We start from the raw sequence: 17,551 nt of genomic DNA on the forward strand, positions 1-17,551 counted from the left end.
CCCGCCGACAGCACGACACACCACCGCCCGCGGCGACCACTCCCGCGGGCAGCCGGCTGGGGATGCCGGGCTCCCGTGGCTGGAGCGCGGCGGGCGCGGGCTCCTCGCTGCTGGTGCAGGCGCCGACACAGTGGCGCGGCACCTCGGTGCAGGTGTGCGGGCTGTGGCCGTTCTCGACGGGGACGGGGACGCCGATGATCGGCGTGCCGATCGGCCGCAGCCTGATCTCGGGGGCGACGCTGTGCGCGGATCCGATCAGCTGGTTTCAGGACGCGAACCTGATCTCGAACCCGAGCGTGTTCGTGCTTGGCCGCCCCGGCCTGGGCAAGAGCTCGCTGCTGCGCCGGATGGCGCTCGGGCTGGCGGGGTTCGGCGTCGCGCCGCTGGTGCTGGGTGACCTGAAGCCTGACTACGTCGACCTCGTGCAGGCGCTCGGCGGGCAGGTGATCCGCTTGGGCCGCGGCCGCGGCTTCTTGAACGTGCTGGATCCGGGGGAGGCGCGCGCGGCGGCGGAGCGGCTGACGGGCAAGGCGCGTAGCGAGGTGCTGGCGGACGCGCTCGCGCGCCGGCACACGATGATCGCGACGCTGATCACGCTCGCGCGCGCGTCAGTCCCGTCAGATCGGGAGGAGATGATCCTCGACCGGGCGCTGCGCGTCCTTGACGACCGCCACGACGGTATCCCGGTGCTGAGCGATCTGGTCGGCGTGATCGCCGAGGCCCCTGGCGAGCTGCGCGATGTCGCGATGGACCGCGGTGACCGGGTCCGCTACGACGACATCACCGAGCCGCTGCTCGTGAGCCTGCGAGGGCTGCTTGGCCAGGGGCGGCTGGGAGAGATCTTCAGCCAGCAGTCGACGACCCCGATGCGCCGCGACGTGCCGGTCGTGTTCGACGTCTCGGCGATCGACGACGGCGAGACCGCGCTGCAGGGCGCGGCGCTGATGGCGTGCTGGTCGACCGGGTTCGGGGCGGTCAACATCGCCAACGCGCTCGCCGACGCCGGTCTTGAGCCGCGCCGGCACTACTTCGTGGTCCTCGACGAGCTGTGGCGCGCGCTTCGGTCGGGGCGCGGGATCGTGGACCGCGTCGACGTGCTGACGCGGTTGAACCGTCAGCGCGGGGTTGGGGTGGTGATGTGCAGCCACACGATGAGCGATCTGCAGGCGCTCGCCTCCGAGGAGGACCGCCAGAAGGCGCGCGGGTTCGTCGAGCGCTCGGGGATGGTCGCGCTCGCCGGGCTGCCGGCGGCCGAGATGCCGATGCTGACAGCGGTCGTGCCGCTGTCGGACGCAGAGCAGCAGCTGCTGGCCAGCTGGCAGGACCCGCCGGCATGGACGACGACAGGCGCCGGCGCGACGCCGCCCGGCCGCGGGAACTTCCTGGTCAAGGTCGGCGGTCGGCCCGGGATCCCGATCCACGTCGGGCTGACCAGCTCCGAGCGCGCGCTGCACGACACCAACCGCCTCTGGCACGAGCACAGCCGCGTGCAGGCCGCCGCCGAGTTCGACCAGCCCGCCCGAACCGAGCGGCCCGACAGGACCAGCGTCCTGGAGACCGGAGCGCAACTCCAGGCGGGGTCGGCGCTGTCGACGGCCCGTCCGTGGCGGGCCGCGCAATCGAGAGCAGGCGAGAGGGAGGCGGACAGTGAGCGCTGAGAACCGGTCGATCCCGGTGGTCGAGTCGTACTTCGGCGAGGGCGTGTCCCCGCTGCTGGTGGGGGAGCTGATCGGCTCCCCGCACCAGATCTCGCAGCGCCACCACGCGCTGCGCCGCGAGGAGCGCGACGGAGGACGGGGATGAGCAGCACGTCCCCGCGCTCGGGCGGCCCGCCCCTCGACGCCGAGATCATGCTGCTGTGGGGCGCGATCACGGTCGTGTTCGGGACCGTGCTGGTCCTCGTCGGCGCCACTCACCTGGCGATGCTCCTCGACGGCAGCCGCGAGCGGCTGCCCGCCAATCCGGTCGCGCTGGCGATCGACCTGGCCCGCGGCAGGTCGCGGTGGCCAGCGGACGCGACCGCGATCGCCGCCGCCCTCGCCGGCCTGCTGCTCGCCACCGTCACGGCGGTCGCGTGGCGCTGGCAGCGCTCCCAGCGCCGGCACGTCGACCGGGCGGCGCGGTGGATGGGCCGCGGCACCGACGTCGAGCGCCTGACCGCCCGGCGCGCCGCGGCGACCGCACAGCGGCTCGGGGTCGAACAGCCCGGGCTGCCGATCGGGCGGGCGGGCGGGGGTGGCCGGATGCTCTACATGGGCTGGGAGGACGTCGCGGTCGACGTGTGGGGCCCGCGGACGGGGAAGACGACGAGCCGCGCGATCCCGTCGATCCTCGCCGCGCCGGGCGCAGTGCTGGCGACGTCGAACAAGCGCGACCTGGTGGACGCTAGCCGGGACGTGCGCGCCGAGCGCGGGCGGGTGTGGGTGTTCGACCCACAGGGGATCGCCGGGGAGCGGCCGTCCTGGTGGTGGAACCCGATCAGCTACGTGACCGACGAGGTCCGCGCGATCGAGATGGCCGACGTGTTCGCCCTGGCCAGCCGGGAGGTCGGCGCCAGGACCGATGCGTTCTTCGACACCGCCGGACAGAACCTCGTCGCCCAACTGCTGCTCGCCGCGGCGCTTGACCGTCGCGAGCTGACGCAGGTGTATCTGTGGCTGAGCGCGGAGACCGACGACGAGCCGGTCCAGATCCTGACCGAGCACGGCTACCAGGTGATCGCCGGCGCGCTGCAGGCGCAGATCAACGCGCCGGAGAAGCAGCGCGGCGGCGTGTTCGGCACCGCGCGGGAGATGTGCGCGTTCATGACCAACCGCGACGCGATGGCGTGGGTCACTCCGCCGCGCGATCACCGACCGCAGTTCGACCCGCGGGCGTTCGCCTCCTCGACGGACACGCTCTACAGCCTCTCGAAGGAGGGCAAGGCCGGTGCCGGCCCGCTCGTCACCGGGCTGACGCTGGCGGTCTGCGAGGCGGCCGAGGACCTCGCGAAGACCTGCCGCGGCGGACGGCTGCCGGTGCCGATGGTGGCGGTGCTCGACGAGGCGGCGAACGTATGCCGCTGGCGCAAGCTGCCCGACCTGTACTCCCATTACGGGTCGCGGGGGATCCTGCTGATGACGATCCTTCAGTCCTTCTCGCAGGGCGTGGAGGCATGGGGGCGCGACGGGATGCGCAAGCTGTGGAGCGCCGCGACCGTGAAGGTGTACGGCGGTGGGGTGACCGAGGTCGAGTTCCTCGAGGAGCTCTCCAAGCTGGTCGGCGAGTACGACCAGCTGAACCGGTCGGACACTCGCTCCTACCGGCAGGGCCGCTCAAGCAACAGGCAGGTGCGCCCGGCGCGGATCCTCGACGTAGCCGACCTCGCGTCGATGCCGCAGGGGCGGATCGTCGTGATCGCCTCCGGCACCCGGCCGACGCTCGCGACCCCGATCCCGTGGATGGCCGGGACCGACGCCGCGAAGGTGAGAGCGTCGCTTCAGGCGCACGACCCGGTGAACGACGCCCGCGAAGGGGTGGCGTGACGGTGGGCGCCGAGGACCTCTACGAGGGCTACGAGCCGGCGCCCGGGTTCGACGCCGCCCCCGAGTTCGACGACGGCGAGCGACCCGCACCGGCGGGCGGGGAGAACGTGCCCGAGCCGGTGTACGGGTCGCTTGAGCAGTTCGTGTCCGAGTACCTGCTGCCGCTGTATCGGCGTCCGGTGTCGGGGAACGGGGCGACCTGGTGCGCGGAGTGGTGGCGCCACCCCGAGGCGTGGGTGCGCCTCGATTCGATCTGGCGGGCGTGGGAGTACCTGCGGCTCGATCCGGCGACGGGCATGTCGGTGTGGCTGCGCGACCACGCCGACCCGCACATGGCGATGCTGCTGTCGGCCGACGGCCCGTTCCGCGGCTGCAAGCCCGACGAGCACGCCCGCCGCCCGCTGCAACCGCTGCCGAGCACCCCGATCCCCGCCGACACCCCCGATCCAACCCGGCCGGCCGGCGGGCAGGGGGGCTGATGCGGGTCCTGGCGATCGCGCTCGCCGCCGGCTTGCTCACCTTGCTCGGCCTGCTGCTCGGGCTGGCGGTGCTGGTCGCCGCGATCAGCGGCGAGGCGAGCGGCGGCTGTCAGGCGTCGGGGCCGAGCGCGGACGGGGAGCCGCCGCTGATTCAGTACTACATCGACGCCGCGGCCCGCTACAGCCTGGGGCCGGACGGGTACGCGTACCTGGGCGCGATCAACGAGGTCGAGACGAAGTTCGGGACCGACCTGGCGGTGTCGAGCGCCGGGGCGATCGGCTGGATGCAGTTCGAGCCGGGGACGTGGGCGCGGTACGCGGTGTCTGTCACCGACCCCTCGGCGCCGGCAGACCCCGGCGATCCACAGGACGCGATCTACACCGCCGCCCGCTATCTGGCAGCGAGCGGCGCGCCCGGCAACTGGCCGGCGGCGATCTTCGCGTACAACCACGCCGGCTGGTACGTCGCCGAGGTGCAGTCCTACGCGCTGCGCTACAGCGGCCCCGCCGGGCTGCGGCTGCTCGCTCAGGACATCGCGGCGGTCTGGGGCGGCCAGCAGCCGGCGATCCCCGCCACGGCTGGCACGACGGTGCTGGCCAGCTACCACCCGACCACCAGCACCTCGGGCACGAGCGCAGCGGCAGCAAGATCGGCGGTCGGCTGCTCCGGTGTGGGGCCGATCGATGTCGCGCCCGTGCCCGGCCGGGTGGCGGTGATCATGCCCAACGGCCTCGCGCGCCCGCCCGCGGACGCGCCGGTGGCGGTGCAGGCGATGGTCGCGGCCGGCGATCGGATCGTCGACTTCCCCTACAGCTGGGGCGGCGGGCACTGCGTCGCGGCGATGAACCAGCAGCAGCCCGACCCGCAGGCGTGCCCGGGCTCGCAGGAGAACGGCGGCCCCGGCTATGACTGCTCCAGCTCGACCAGCTACGTCTTGTGGGGCGGCGGCCAGGCAGCCCTGCTCGGTGAGCAGCCGCAGACCTCCGGGGCGCTTGCCGGGATCGGCGCTGCGGGAGTTGGGCGGTGGGTGACGTGGATGGCGAACGCCGGGCACGTCTACATCGAGGTCGCCGGCATCTGGCTGAACACCGAGAACGGCCCGTGGCTGCACTCGCCGCCGCAACCGCCAGCCGCCCCGAGCGCGACCGGCCCGCGGTGGTCGACCGGCAACACGCTGGACTCGCTCACCCGGACGGGCTACGTCCCTCGACACCCGCCGGGCCTGTGAGATCACCCGGACTCATCCCCGGCGGAGCGCTGCTCACCACCCTTTGCGCGATCGCCGCCGCCGGGGCGGTGCTCCTGGACCGCGCGCTAACCCACGCGCCGAGGCGCCCGGCCGCCGTGGCCGCTCCCCTTCCGGCGCGTCCGCCCGCGGGGACAGCAGCGCAGCAGCTGACCCTGAGCCAGGTCGAGCGGGCGTTCGCCGCAAGCTACGCCCTGTACCTCGATGGCGCGGCGATCGGCGTGCTGCACGACGCGAGCCTCACCGCCCGCGCGCAGGCGCGCTCCGGCGGCCGGATCCCGGCCGCGTTCCGTGACGGGACGCTGCGAGTCGCTGCCGTGTCGGGTTCCTCGAGCCCGTTCTCCGCGCGGGCGCAGCTCGTGCTGGCCAACCGGGAGGAGCGCTACCCGCTCGTCGTGCAGCTGCTGCACGAGCAGCACGGCTGGCAGGTGGCGCAGCTTCAGCCGCCGGACCTGACGATCGACGAAACGGTCAAGCCCGTCGCCGGGGTCAACATGCCGAGCGCCGCGCAGGAGGCGACGCGTCGCTTCGCGATCGCGTACGCCGCCTACCGCGCCGGCGTCGCGCCGCTGCCGGCGGGGATGACCGCCGCCGCCGTCGCGGCGATCAGGAGCCGCGAGGACACGCTGGCCGGAGTGCGGCTCCCGGCGATGCGCCCGCGGCTTGTGTCCGTGTCCTACGGGCCTCTGAACGAGGACGAGTTCGCTGCCACCGCGACCGTGCGCTTCGGCGCGACCGCGGAGCGCTTCTCGCTCCTCATGCAGCTGCGCAAGCAGACAGGAGGGTGGCTGTGCGCCGCGTTCCTGTGAACCCCGGGCCGCCGCGCGGTGGCCCCAATCACACCCTCAAGGAGGGGAGCAGTGAGCAATCACATCCATCTGATCGGCCGGTTGACCGCCGACCCGGAACTCAAAGCGCTGGCCAACGGCAACTCCGTCTGCCACCTGCGGCTCGCCGTCGACGGGATGGCACCCGGCCGCGAGACCGGGTACATCAACGTCTCGACGTTCGGCGCCTCAGGCGAAGCCGCAGCCCGGACCCTTACGAAGGGGTGGCTGGTCGCCGTCGACGGCCGCCTGGAGCAGCACGCCTGGGAGAAGAACGACGAGCGACGCACCAGCTACGCGGTCGTCGGGAACGTCGAGTTCCTCGCCGCGCCGCGCGCCAGCGGACGCGAGCAGGAGGTAGCGCAGGAGACGCAGGCCGAGACCGAGACCGCGAAGGAGGGCGAGAGACCGTCGCCGTCTGAGCCTGGCTTCGCGCTGCGGGCAGAGCGGCTGGCTGCGACCACGGCCGCGGCGGCCGGGGTGGGCGTCGACTGGTGAGAGACCGGTTGGGCGCCCGGCACATGATGCTGCCGGGCGCCCGTACCGCTTCGCGGACGAGTGTTGACACTGATGGCTGACGAGCTCGAGCGCTACCTGCAGCTGCTCGGCGGCCGGGCCCGCGCCGGTGAGCTGCTGGAGATCCGCTACAGGATCCCCGAGGGCATGGGCCGCCGGTTCGTTCAGGCCTGCGAGGTACGGGCGGCCGCCCGCACGATCCGGGCGCTGGCGTCGGGCAGCGACACGTTCGTGGGTGTGCTCCCGCGCGTGCGCCCACGCGGCCGCCTCGACGACATCGCACCGTTCGCCACCGTCGCGTGGGTCGACTGCGACACCCACGCCTCCACCCGCACGCTCGCGTCGCTGCGCTGCCCGCCGACGATGCTGGTCGCGTCCGGGAGCGAGGATCACCGCCACGCCTACTGGTTGTTGCGCGCGCCGGTCGACCTGCCCGGGCTCGAGCGGCTCAACCGCACGCTCGCGCTCGCGCTCGGCGCCGACGCTGGCGTGGTCACAAAGCCGCACACGATCCTCAGACCGCCCACCTCCCTGAATCACAAGCATGCGCCGCCGCGAGCGGTGCGCCTGCTCGACATCGACCCCAGCCGCGCCTACGACCCTGCCGAGCTGACCGACGGGCTGCACGCCCCGAGCCCACCGGCGCCGACCGACGTCCGCCGGGACGTGGTCCCTGCCTGGCCTCGGCGGGCCAGGCAGGAGGGCGACGAGTCGGTGTATGAGCGGCTGAGAGAGCTTCCGGCAGCGGAGTACGTGCGCGCGCTGACGGGCCGGGAGCCGAACCGCGAAGGGAAGGTGCGCTGCGTCTTTCACGAGGAGCGCACCCCCTCGCTGCAGCTCTACCCGGACGGCAGCTGGTGCTGTTTCGGGTGCGGCCGGGGCGGGACGATCGTGGACTTCGCGGCCGGCATCTGGGGACTTGGCACCAAAGGCCCCGACTTCCTGCGCGTCCGCGACCGGCTCGCTGAGGAGCTGCTCGGCGCCCGGCCGGCGAGCGGGCGGGCGGAGATGGAGGCGCGAGGCGTCCGGCGCCTGCCGCGCGCACATTCGATGAAGGAGGAGGAGGAGGAGGCGAGATGATGCATGAGCCCGACGGTGTCGCCGAGGAGGTGGAGCAGCTGCTGCAGCGCGGCGGTCAGGCCGCCGCTGAGGTCGCCCGCAACCGGGCGCTGCGCCGTGCGCAGGAGCTGCACGAGCGCGCTAGGGAGAGCGAGCAGCGAACCCGCGAGGCACAGGCGCGGTTCGAGGCCGAGCGCCAGGCCGCTCGGGCGCAGCTCGCCGGCGTCGAACACGAGCACTGGTGGGAGCACGCCAGCGCCCGGGAGATCGTCGACGCCTGGGGCACCGCTCAGCAGTGGCGCGAGCACGACCCACTCGCCGACCGCGCCTCGACCCACATGCGCGCCGAGATGATCGAGCGCTTCGGCGTCGACCCGCTGCGAGTCGGGGAGGAGCCGCAGACGGCTTCTGACCCTCCCGACACCGGCCACTACGCAGCCCACGACGTGACGGCGGAGGAGGTGCGCTCGTGGGATGCCGAGGTCGAGCAGCCCGGCCCGGTCGGCGAGCGCGGCCGAGAGCTTCAGGCGACGCTCGCCGAGCTGCGCGAAAGCCGGCGCCTCGGCGAGGCCGCCGGGCAGGCGACGGTCGCCGACACCGTCCGCCAGGGCGCTCCGCAGCGCCCCCCGCGCGCCCGCCGCGGCCGCGGCGGCCCGCAGCTCGGCGCCGAGCGGGAGCGCGGCCGATGAGCGGCACCGAGGTCTCGACGCGTGTCCTGGTCCTCGACGGAGACCCCGAGCGAGGTCTGGGCCGTGTCCGGCAGCTACTGCTCGACGGCTTCGACGCCGAGTCGCTGACCCGGGAGAGCGTCGCGCGCGAGCGGCTCGCCGACATCGAGCTCGTCGTCCTCGGCGACCTGCAGGGATCGGCCGCCGCGTCCCTGGCAATGCTCCGTGACGTGCGCGCCGGGCGGATCGAGCGCGTCAACCAGCGGCTGCGAGCGATCGCGCTGGCCGACAGCGAACCGCAGATCCTGAGCGCCTACCAGGCCGGCGCCGACATGACACTCCCCCGAGCGGTGTCGGGAACGCTCCTGTCGGCCAGCATCGCCGCGCTCGCACGCCGCAGCTGGCCGACCGTGGACGTGGTGCGCCTCGGCGCCCTCGAGGTCGACCGCGCCGGTCGCACCGCACAGATCGACGGGCGGGCGGTGAAGCTGACCGCCCGCGAGTTCGATCTCCTCGACACGCTCGCCAAGGCGCCCGGGCGGGTGTTCACCCGCGAGGAGCTCTCGCGCGAAGTGTGGGGGCAGCGGCACCTGCAGGGCTCGCGAGCGATCGATACGACCGCGCATCGGATGGCGAGCAAGCTGCGAGGCGCGGGCGCGCAGCGCGCGCTGATTCAGAACGTATGGGGGCAGGGCTACAAGCTGAACGAAGGGAGCCAACGATGACCGCCAGCGTCCGAGTACCGATGCCAACCATCCAGCCGATCACCCTCAACCGCAGCCTGGTGGCCGTGGTCGCCGACGGGGATGCGCTGATCTCCGAGGACCTGGACGAGCGAGACGCCGCGACGGTCAAGGCGATGTGCCTGTTCGCGATCGAGATTCAGGCCGGTGAGACCGAAGGCCCGTACACCGAGACGCGGGCGCTCGCGTACGCCTCGCGCGCGGCCGGGTTCCGCCAAGCGGCGCGCGCGGTGCCGCGAGGCCGTGAGCGATGACCACCTGCGGGAGTACCGTGAGGCGATGCGCAGCCGCGGATCATGCCCAGGCGTAGTCACAGTGGTGGCCAGGACGGCGGGCAGCTGTCGTTCGACGACTTCCTGTGGGCCCGTGAGGAAGGAGCAGCAGGTGAACGAGTACGGGGCGCGGCTGATGCGCCAGTGGCAGCAGGCGGACCCGGAGCGGTTTCAGCGGATCCCGGACCCGGAGGCGTTCTTCACCGAGAAGGGGCTGGAGCTGGAGCGGGAGGTCCAGACGCTGGCGAGCGCTCTGGCGGGCCCAGACCGGCCAGAGGAGACCTACGAGCAGAAGCTCGCACGCCTGCAGACGGCGAGGTTCAACGCGGAGAGCGACCTGATCCGCGAAACGATGGCCCCGGATCCGGGGGACGTGGACACGCCGCTGGACCCGGAGGCGTGGGGTCCGGCGTACACGGGGGACCTGGAGGACCCGGAGGACTAGACCGCTTCCGCCCCGGCACGGGCGAGGAGCAGCTACCCCGTCGGGCGCGCGCGGCCGCGCCCGCGAGAACCTCGCGGTCATCCGGATCCTCGCCGAACTGGACGAACGTGAGCGATCGGCCACCCCCGAGGAGCAGCAGATCCTGGCCCGCTGGTCGGGCTGGGGCGCGTGCTCGGAGCTGTTCGACGAACAGCGCGAGGAGTGGGAGCCCGAGCGGGCCGAGCTGCAAGGGCTGGTCGGGGAGGAGGGATACGCGGCGGCGCGACGCACGACGCTGAACGCCCACTACACCCACCCCGAGCTCGCGCAGGCGATGTGGGCGCTCGCCGAGCAGCTCGGGTTCGCGGGCGGACGGGTGATCGAGCCCGGCTGCGGCGCCGGCGTGTTCATCGGCCTTGCCCCCGCGGCCGCGGAGCTGGTCGGGGTGGAGCTGGATCAGACGACGGCCCGGATCGCGCAGGAGCTGTATCCGCACGCGCGGGTCATCAACCGCTCGTTCGCCGATCGCTCCCGCACGCTGCGCGACGGCAGCTTCGATCTGGCGATCGGGAACGTGCCGTTCGGGAAGATCACGCTATACGACCCCGAGCACAACCGCTCCGGGCACGCGATCCACAACCACTTCATCGTCAAGAGCCTCGCGCTGACCCGCCCCGGCGGCCTGGCCGTGCTGCTGACGAGCCGCTACACGCTGGACGCGGGCAACCCGGCGCCGCGGCGGGAGATGAGCGAGCTGGCCGACCTGGTCGGCGCCGTGCGGCTGCCGAGCGGCGCGCACCGGCGCGTCGCCGGCACCGAGGCGATCACCGACCTGCTCGTGTTCCGCCGCCGCGCGGCCGGCGTTCAGCCGGCGGACGACAGCTGGGTGCGGACCGAGGAGGTCGACGTCAACGGCGGCCGCGCCCGGATCAACAGCTACTACGCGACGCACCGCGACCAGGTGCTCGGCAGGCTGAAACTCGCCCGCGGCCTCTACGGCGACGACGAACTCGTCGTCGAGCAGCTCGCCGACGACCCCGCGCTGGCCGAGCGGATCCGCGCGTGGGGCCGCGAGCTCGCCGAGCGCCAGCCTGCCGTGGCGCCCGTCGAAGCGGCACGCATCGCGGAGCCGACTCCGGCCGTCGTTGAGGCGCCGGAGGGGCTGTGGGACGGCCATCTGCTCGCACTCCCCGACGGCGGCTTCGCTCAGGTTCAGCACGGGCTGCAGGTCGCGATCGAGCCCGCGCGTACGATCCGCGCCGAGCTTCGCGCGCTGCTGGGGCTGCGTGACGGCGCCCGGCAGCTGCTCGCCGCCGAGGCGCAGAGCCTGGAGGACACGCCGGCGATCGCCGAGCGCCGCGCCCGGCTGCGCGGCGACTACGACGAGTACGTCAAGCGGTTTGGGGCGATCAACCGGTTCAGCGAGCGCCGCACCGGCCGCAGCGATCCGAAGACGGGGGAGGAGCGGATGGCGCGCGTGACGCCGCCGGCGATCCGGTTCCTGCGCGCCGATCCCTTCGCGCCACTGGTCCTGAGCCTCGAGGTGTTCGACGAGGAGACACGCCTGGCGACGCCGGCGACTTTGCTGCGCCAGCGGGTCGTCGCGCCGCGCGCGCCGATCCGCGGTGCCGACACTCCGCAGGACGCGCTGGCGGTCTGCCTGGACACCCGCGGGCACGTCGACCTGGTCGAGATCGCGACCCTGCTCGGCGCGACCGAGCCCGACGCTCGCCGAGCGCTCGGCGAACTCGTCTACGACACCCCGGACGGCGATCTGCTCCCCGCGGCCGAGTACCTGTCGGGCAACGTCCGCGCGAAGCTCGGCCAGGCGCGCGAGGCGGCCGTCGACCGGCCCGACCTCGCCGTCAGCGCTGCGGCGCTCGAGCGTGTGCTGCCGATCGACCTCGGGACCGACGAGGTTCACCCGCAGCTCGGCGCGGCGTGGATCGAGGTCGACGACCACCGGGCGTTCCTGTCCGAGATCCTCGACGACCCCGGGATCGAGGTCGAGAGCGCTGGCGGCGGCGTGTGGGGCGTGAAGGGCAACAACGCGAGCCTGCTGGCGCGCTCGGAGTGGGGGACCGAGCGGATGCGCGCGCCGGCGATCGTCAAGGCGCTGCTCGAGCAGCGCGCCGTGCAGGTCACCGACGAGCTCGACGACGGCCGCCGCGTGATCAACCCCGTCGAGACCGCCGCCGCCCAGGAGAAGGCCCAGGCGCTTCGCGACCGGTTCGCCGAGTGGTGCTGGGAGGACCCCGACCGCGCCGGCCGGCTGCTCGGCGAGTACAACCGCCGGTTCAACTCGATCGTGCTGCGCGACTACACCGCCGACGGCGAGCGCCTCTCGCTCCCCGGACTCGTCCGCACGTTCGAGCCGATGCCCCACCAGCGGGCGGCGGTCGCGCGGATGATCTCCGAGCCCGCCGTCGGCCTGTTCCATCAGGTTGGCGCCGGCAAGACGGCCGAGATGATCATCGGCGCGACCGAGCTGCGCCGCCTGGGGATGGCCCGCAAGCCGGTGATCGTGGTCCCCAACCACATGCTCGAGCAGTTCACCCGCGAATGGCTGCAGCTCTACCCACAGGCGCGCGTGCTCGCCACCAGCAGCCAGGACCTCCAAGGCGATCGCCGCCGCCAGTTCGTCGCCCGCGCCGCATCCAACGATTGGGATGGGGTCCTGATGACGCGCTCGGCGTTCGAGCGGATCCCCGTCAGCGTCGAGACCCAGCAGCGCTACCTCGAGCGCGAGGTCGCCGAGCTGCGCGAGATGCTCACCAGCGCGCGCGGGCTCAAGGGCGGGAGCTTGACCGTCAAGCGGTTGGAGAAGATGGTTCTGAGCGCCGAGGAGCAGCTGAAAAAGCGCCTGGACACCGTCAAGGACCCGGGGATCAGCTTCGAGCAGTGCGGGATCGACTACATCGTCGTCGACGAGGCCCACGGGTACAAGAACCTGCGCACCGTCTCGAACATCCGCGACGCCGCAATCGACGGATCCAACCGCGCGACCTGCACATGAAGGTCACGTGGCTCCGCGAGCGCCACGGCCGCCGGGTCGTGACGATGGCGACCGCCACCCCGATCGCCAACAGCGTTACCGAGGCGCACGTGATGCAGCGTTACCTGCGCCCCGACCTCCTCCAGGCCGCCGGCGTCGAGCACTTCGACCAGTGGGCGGCCACGTTCGGCGAGGCGATCACCGAGATCGAGATGGCACCGACCGGCGGCGGCAACTACCGCCTCCAAACCAGGTTCAGCCGCTTCGCCAACGTCCCCGAGATGCTCCGGATGTGGCACGTGTTCGCAGACGTCAAGACCGGCGAGGATCTGAACCTGCCGGTCCCGTCGCTGCGGCCGTACGCGACCAGGACGGCAGTGTGAAGACCGGGCCGCGGACGATCGTGATCCCCGCCGGCCCCGAGATCACCGACTACCTGCTCCACCTCGCCGACCGCGCCGAGAAGGTCCGCTCCCGAGCGGTCCTGCCGGAGGAGGACAACATGCTCAAGATCTCAAGCGACGGCCGCAAGGCCGCGCTCGACATGCGACTGATCACCGGCGAGCAGACCCAGGGCGAGTGCAAGCTCGAGCGCGCGGCCCGCGCGATCGGAACGGTCTGGCGCGCCACCCGCGAGCTGACCTACGCCGACCCCGACAGCGACGAGCCCTCGCCGATCCCCGGTGCCCTCCAGATCGTGTTTTGCGACCTCTCCACCCCCAGCGAGGGCTGGAACGCCTACGACGAGCTCCGCAGCCTGCTCGTCGCCGAAGGGCTGCCCGAGCACCAGATCCGCTTCATCCACGAGGCCCGCAACGACGCCGAGAAGGGCCGACTGTTCGCCTCCTGCCGCGCCGGGCACGTCGCGGTGCTGATCGGCTCGACCGAGAAAATGGGCGTCGGCACCAACATCCAGGCACGCGCGATCGCCTTGCATCACCTCGACTGCCCGTGGCGGCCGGCCGACATCGAGCAACGCGAGGGCAGGCTGATGAGGCAGGGAAATCAGAACCCCGAGGTTGCGATCTACCGCTACGTCGTCGAGCGATCCTTCGACGCCTACAGCTGGCAGACCGTCGAGCGCAAAGCCAAGTTCATCAGCCAAGTCACCCGCGGCCGACTCGACGTCCGCACCGTCGACGACGTCGGCGACAGCGCCCTCAGCTACACCGAGGTCAAAGCGCTCGCCTCCGGAGACCCACTGATCCTCGACCACGCCCGCGCCAGCCAGCAGCTCACACGCCTCGAGCGCCTCGAACGCGCCTGGGGCCGCAACCAGCAGAACCTCCGCCACGTCCTCGCCGCGGCCGTCGAGCGCACCAAGGCCCGCGGCGGCGACCTGGAGCTGATCGACCTGGCGCTCGCCCGCCGAACCGACACGCGCGGCGACCGCTTCTCCTTCACGATCGGCGCGGTCACCCACACCGAGCGCCGCGCCGCAGCCGACGCCCTCGCCCGCTGGGCCGCCACCGCCTCCTTCGGCGCCGCGAAGCCACTCGGCACGCTCGGCGGGCTCGAAGTCGCCGGCACGATCCGCCTCGACTACACCGACAGCGCCCGCGAGGCTGTCATCACGCTCGTGGGCGTTCCCTGCGAGCCGGCGCACGCCACCCTGAGACACCTGAGCGAGAACCCGCTCGGGCTCGTCCGCCAGCTCGAGCACCGCGTCCAGGACCTCGACGCCCTCAAAGCCCGGACGACGGCCAGGCAGCAGGAGGCCACGCAGGAAGCCGAGCGAGCGCGGGAAGCACTCGAGCGGCCGTTCAAGCACACAGACGACCTCCAGGACGCCCGCCGACAGCTGCACGAGATCACCGAGCGGATGCAGAACGCCTCAAGCGAGATGCCCGGAGGAGGGGACCTGTCGCCGCCGGCCGGCACGTCGACGGGAGACACGTCGCCCGCCCGGGATCCGCGCGACACGTCGCCCGGGCCCACCATGCAAGTCCGCTATCCGCCGAGACCCCGGCCGCCGGCACTCTCGCCGCCCGTGCCCGACCCGCAGGCCGCCCGCCACCTCGACCACCGCACCCGGCAAACGCCTGCGCGGGGAGCAGAACGGTGAGCGAACTGAGAGACGAGGGCGATGCGACAGACCACACGATGATCGAGCTGGTGGCGAATCCGCCCTTGGCTGCTCAGCGGCGCCGCTGCGGACTACATCGCCAACCGCAGCACTCCGCAAGCTGCCACTGAGGTAGCGGGCCTGTGGGTCCTAGTCGGCGCGCTGCTCCTGTTCGCATGGACGCGTCGGCATGGAGCTGCGCTTCCCGAGACCCGCGCTCGCATCGCCATGCTGCGTCGTAGCGATACCACCTCTGCGCTGCTCACGCCGTGGATCGTCCCGGTGGGCGTCGCGGCGATGCCCCACCCCCGGCACGTACACGGCCTTGGCACCGGACTGGTGGTGGCCGTCGCGGCCGGGACGATGCTGTTGTTCGTGAGACGCCACCCGCGGCTGATGCTCTCCATGCGCGCGATCGCAGGCTTGACGAACTGGCTGAGCGCGCGCGACGGCGGCTCGGAGCCGTACAGGCCGGCCGACGCAGATTCGGCCTGTGTCGCCGACGGGAGGTTGCCTTCGTCCGGCGCGCTCGCGCGGAGAACCTCTGCCGGGAGGCACGGCGCGCGAGGCGCAGGGGCGAGCTGCACGGACTCCCCCACTTCGCGAGCCGCCATGGTTGTCCCACGCCGCCGGCCCCACCACGCGCCATATCAGCGTCGGACGACCGCTCGGTGAGGGAGGCAGTCAGGTACCCGCCGCCCGCCGCAGATGTCGTGGTTGGTGTCGTCCGCGAGCAGCAGCCTCGTGAACGCATGTCGACCACGCGGTCGTCGCCGCTTCCCGCGCAAGGCGAGGTGATGTCGCGAGTTACTGTAGATGCCTGTTCGAGAGCGAAGGCACGTCCACGGCAGCTGTCGCGAGCGCCTTCGTTGCTTTTCCACGCCTCAAGGAGCCCGACCACGGCGCGGGCTGCTTCTGCACCGCAGCGGGCGCGCGCTGCGGTGGCGCGCTGAGGGCGGTCGACAGGCCGGCAGGCAAGTCTGCCGGGGGTGACGCGGGTCGCTGATCGCGGTCGCGCTTTCCAGCGCAGACCGCTTCGCGCCGTGTCGCCGGCACCACGAGAGATACGGGGTAGTACGACGGAACCCTGGCCTGCATTGCACCGTTGGTACGTTCTTGTGGTGCGGCAGGTGGATGGTCCTGTAGCGGGTGTTTCGTTCGGCCGGGTGGTCGATGCGGCGGCGGACTGGGTCGCGCGTTTGATCACGGGTGTGCTCGAGTGGCTGTACGGGTGGCTCGGGGTGCGCTATCTGCTGCTTGTTGCGGTTGCGGAGGCTGTTTCGGGGGTCGCGATCTGGACAGGGGCGGTGGGGTGGCTGTCTCGGTACCGGCCGATGTCGTTTGTCGACTTCGTGCTGGTCGCGGGGGCTGGTTCGGTGTTCACGTTGGTGATGTTGTCGGTGGTGCTGCGGCGTGCCTGGCCGATGGTCCGGCCGGTGGTGACGTGGGTGGACTTGCGGGACAAGGCGGGGATTGAGGATGCGTGGCGCGGCATGGTTGATCTCCCGCTGGCGCTCGTCACGCGCGCGGGCGCGGGGAGCTTGCTGGCCGGCCTGGTGCCGAGCGTGGTGGTGGCGATGCTGGTGCTCGGTTTGCCGGTGGGGGATCTCCCGATCGTGTTGGCGGTTGCTGGGATTGCGCTGGCGTATGGGCTTGTGTTGAACGTGTTCGCGCTGGAGTTGGCGCTACGTCCGGTGGTGCGCGACATCGCGCGGGAGCTGCCGCCGTCGTTCGTGACGGGCCGCAGGAATCTGTCGCTGCGGTGGAAGCTGCTGCTGGCGCTTCCTTTGATTAATCTGATCAGTGGTGTCGCGGTCGCCGCGCTGGTGCCGGGCGCGCACCGTTCCCTGGGCGATCTCGGGGTGACAGTGCTGCTGGCGGGTGGGATCGCGTTATCGATCGCGTTTTTGCTGACCGCGGTTGTGGGCGGCGCGATCCTCGGCGCCGTCGGCGAGCTCGCGACCGCGACCCGCAGGGTCCGCGAAGGGGATCTGTCCTGGCGGGTTTCGGTGTCATCGACGGACGAGTTCGGCCAGCTCGGGGATATGTTCAACGAGATGGTCGCCGGGTTGTCCGAGCGGGCGGTGCTTCGTGATGCGCTGAGCAGCTATGTGCACCCCCAGCTGGCGGAGCGGGTTGTGCGGGAGGGTCTGACGCTCGCGGGCGAGGAGTTCGATGTCACGGTCGTGTTCGTCGACATGGTCGGGTTTACGTCGTTCGCCGATCGGGTCGACGCGGCTAGCGCGGTCGCGCGCGTGAATGCGTTTCTGGCGGAGGTGGTGCCGGTGATCTCGCGGCATGGCGGTTATGTGGACAAGTTCATCGGCGATGGCCTGCTGGCGGTGTTCGGCGCGCCCGAGCGGGTCAGCGATCACGCCGAGCGCGGGCTGGCGGCCGCGTGCGAGATCGCGTGCTTGTCTGACCCGGACCGTGGTGGATGGCGTGCTGGGGTGGGCGTCAATTCCGGCCGGGTGCTGGCGGGCACGATCGGTGCCGGGGATCGGTACGAGTTCACGGTGATCGGCGATGCCGTGAACGTCGCATCGCGCGTCGAGCGCGCGACACGAGAGCTGGGAGAGCCGGTGCTGGTGACCGGCGAGACTCGGGAGCGGCTCGCGGACCCGAAACAGCGCGGGCTGGTGGCGCTCGGGAACCTGTGCGTGCGCGGCAAGCGCGACCCGGTCGCTGTCTACGCCCCGCTCGCCGGTGCGGTCGGCGCGCCGCATTAGGGT

At 72.1% G+C, this 17,551-nt stretch carries 16 protein-coding genes; all 16 read left to right on the plus strand.

The window, feature by feature from the left end; all coding sequences use genetic code 11:
* Positions 1-62 precede the first annotated feature (62 nt).
* The 16 genes from M3M55_RS02190 to M3M55_RS02265 all read left to right on the plus strand — a co-directional run bounded on the left by M3M55_RS02190 (position 63) and on the right by M3M55_RS02265 (position 17,548).
* Positions 63-1,658, plus strand: coding sequence for a hypothetical protein (locus M3M55_RS02190; RefSeq protein ID WP_249011187.1), 1,596 nt, complete (start codon positions 63-65; stop codon positions 1,656-1,658).
* A complete protein-coding gene (locus tag M3M55_RS02195) occupies positions 1,648-1,803 on the plus strand; it encodes a hypothetical protein (RefSeq protein WP_249011188.1) in 156 nt (51 codons plus the stop codon). Before M3M55_RS02190 ends, M3M55_RS02195 begins: the two co-directional genes overlap by 11 nt.
* Complete coding sequence (locus M3M55_RS02200; RefSeq protein WP_249011189.1) at positions 1,800-3,524, plus strand: type IV secretory system conjugative DNA transfer family protein; 1,725 nt, start codon at positions 1,800-1,802, stop codon at positions 3,522-3,524. The genes M3M55_RS02195 and M3M55_RS02200 overlap by 4 nt, the downstream gene beginning before the upstream one ends.
* 2 nt (positions 3,525-3,526) lie before the next feature.
* Entirely contained in the window at positions 3,527-4,003 is a 477-nt protein-coding gene (locus tag M3M55_RS02205; RefSeq protein WP_249011190.1) for a DUF4913 domain-containing protein, read from the plus strand.
* Positions 4,003-5,232 carry a lytic transglycosylase domain-containing protein gene (locus tag M3M55_RS02210; protein WP_249011191.1) on the plus strand — a complete coding sequence of 410 codons (1,230 nt, stop codon included), beginning with the start codon at positions 4,003-4,005 and terminating at the stop codon, positions 5,230-5,232. Before M3M55_RS02205 ends, M3M55_RS02210 begins: the two co-directional genes overlap by 1 nt.
* Positions 5,229-6,059: a hypothetical protein gene (locus M3M55_RS02215; protein WP_249011192.1), complete on the plus strand. Its 831-nt coding sequence runs from the start codon at positions 5,229-5,231 to the stop codon at positions 6,057-6,059. Before M3M55_RS02210 ends, M3M55_RS02215 begins: the two co-directional genes overlap by 4 nt.
* A gap of 51 nt (positions 6,060-6,110) precedes the next feature.
* Positions 6,111-6,575: a single-stranded DNA-binding protein gene (locus M3M55_RS02220; RefSeq protein ID WP_249011193.1), complete on the plus strand. Its 465-nt coding sequence runs from the start codon at positions 6,111-6,113 to the stop codon at positions 6,573-6,575.
* 72 nt (positions 6,576-6,647) lie between these two features.
* Positions 6,648-7,673 carry a CHC2 zinc finger domain-containing protein gene (locus tag M3M55_RS02225; RefSeq protein WP_249011194.1) on the plus strand — a complete coding sequence of 342 codons (1,026 nt, stop codon included), beginning with the start codon at positions 6,648-6,650 and terminating at the stop codon, positions 7,671-7,673.
* On the plus strand, positions 7,670-8,341 hold the full coding sequence (locus tag M3M55_RS02230; RefSeq protein ID WP_249011195.1) for a hypothetical protein: 672 nt from the start codon (positions 7,670-7,672) through the stop codon (positions 8,339-8,341). The genes M3M55_RS02225 and M3M55_RS02230 overlap by 4 nt, the downstream gene beginning before the upstream one ends.
* Positions 8,338-9,045 carry a response regulator transcription factor gene (locus M3M55_RS02235; protein WP_249011196.1) on the plus strand — a complete coding sequence of 236 codons (708 nt, stop codon included), beginning with the start codon at positions 8,338-8,340 and terminating at the stop codon, positions 9,043-9,045. Before M3M55_RS02230 ends, M3M55_RS02235 begins: the two co-directional genes overlap by 4 nt.
* The gene (locus M3M55_RS02240; protein WP_249011197.1) at positions 9,042-9,317 is read left to right on the plus strand and encodes a hypothetical protein; all 276 of its coding nucleotides are present in this window, start codon (positions 9,042-9,044) and stop codon (positions 9,315-9,317) included. The genes M3M55_RS02235 and M3M55_RS02240 overlap by 4 nt, the downstream gene beginning before the upstream one ends.
* A 112-nt stretch (positions 9,318-9,429) precedes the next feature.
* Entirely contained in the window at positions 9,430-9,780 is a 351-nt protein-coding gene (locus tag M3M55_RS02245) for a hypothetical protein (RefSeq protein WP_249011198.1), read from the plus strand.
* 313 nt (positions 9,781-10,093) lie between these two features.
* Complete coding sequence (locus M3M55_RS02250) at positions 10,094-12,775, plus strand: DEAD/DEAH box helicase family protein (protein ID WP_249011199.1); 2,682 nt, start codon at positions 10,094-10,096, stop codon at positions 12,773-12,775.
* Positions 12,772-13,137 (plus strand): hypothetical protein, encoded by a 366-nt coding sequence (locus M3M55_RS02255; protein WP_249011200.1) that lies wholly within the window; start codon positions 12,772-12,774, stop codon positions 13,135-13,137. Before M3M55_RS02250 ends, M3M55_RS02255 begins: the two co-directional genes overlap by 4 nt.
* A complete protein-coding gene (locus M3M55_RS02260; protein ID WP_249011201.1) occupies positions 13,134-14,819 on the plus strand; it encodes a helicase-related protein in 1,686 nt (561 codons plus the stop codon). The genes M3M55_RS02255 and M3M55_RS02260 overlap by 4 nt, the downstream gene beginning before the upstream one ends.
* Before the next feature lie 1,121 nt (positions 14,820-15,940).
* The gene (locus M3M55_RS02265) at positions 15,941-17,548 is read left to right on the plus strand and encodes an adenylate/guanylate cyclase domain-containing protein (protein WP_249011202.1); all 1,608 of its coding nucleotides are present in this window, start codon (positions 15,941-15,943) and stop codon (positions 17,546-17,548) included.
* Positions 17,549-17,551 lie beyond the last annotated feature (3 nt).

The organism is Conexibacter sp. DBS9H8, from assembly GCF_023330685.1.
GTDB lineage: Bacteria > Actinomycetota > Thermoleophilia > Solirubrobacterales > Solirubrobacteraceae > Palsa-465.

Excerpts from the sequence above, each read along its gene's own strand:
- M3M55_RS02255 (WP_249011200.1), top strand. The coding sequence starts at position 12,772 with ATGAAGGTCACGTGGCTCCGCGAGCGCCACGGCCGCCGGGTCGTGACG.
- M3M55_RS02210 (WP_249011191.1), top strand. The coding sequence starts at position 4,003 with ATGCGGGTCCTGGCGATCGCGCTCGCCGCCGGCTTGCTCACCTTGCTC.
- M3M55_RS02225 (WP_249011194.1), top strand. The coding sequence starts at position 6,648 with ATGGCTGACGAGCTCGAGCGCTACCTGCAGCTGCTCGGCGGCCGGGCC.
- M3M55_RS02240 (WP_249011197.1), top strand. The coding sequence starts at position 9,042 with ATGACCGCCAGCGTCCGAGTACCGATGCCAACCATCCAGCCGATCACC.
- M3M55_RS02250 (WP_249011199.1), top strand. The coding sequence starts at position 10,094 with ATGTGGGCGCTCGCCGAGCAGCTCGGGTTCGCGGGCGGACGGGTGATC.
- M3M55_RS02235 (WP_249011196.1), top strand. The coding sequence starts at position 8,338 with ATGAGCGGCACCGAGGTCTCGACGCGTGTCCTGGTCCTCGACGGAGAC.
- M3M55_RS02230 (WP_249011195.1), top strand. The coding sequence starts at position 7,670 with ATGATGCATGAGCCCGACGGTGTCGCCGAGGAGGTGGAGCAGCTGCTG.
- M3M55_RS02190 (WP_249011187.1), top strand. The coding sequence starts at position 63 with ATGCCGGGCTCCCGTGGCTGGAGCGCGGCGGGCGCGGGCTCCTCGCTG.
- M3M55_RS02200 (WP_249011189.1), top strand. The coding sequence starts at position 1,800 with ATGAGCAGCACGTCCCCGCGCTCGGGCGGCCCGCCCCTCGACGCCGAG.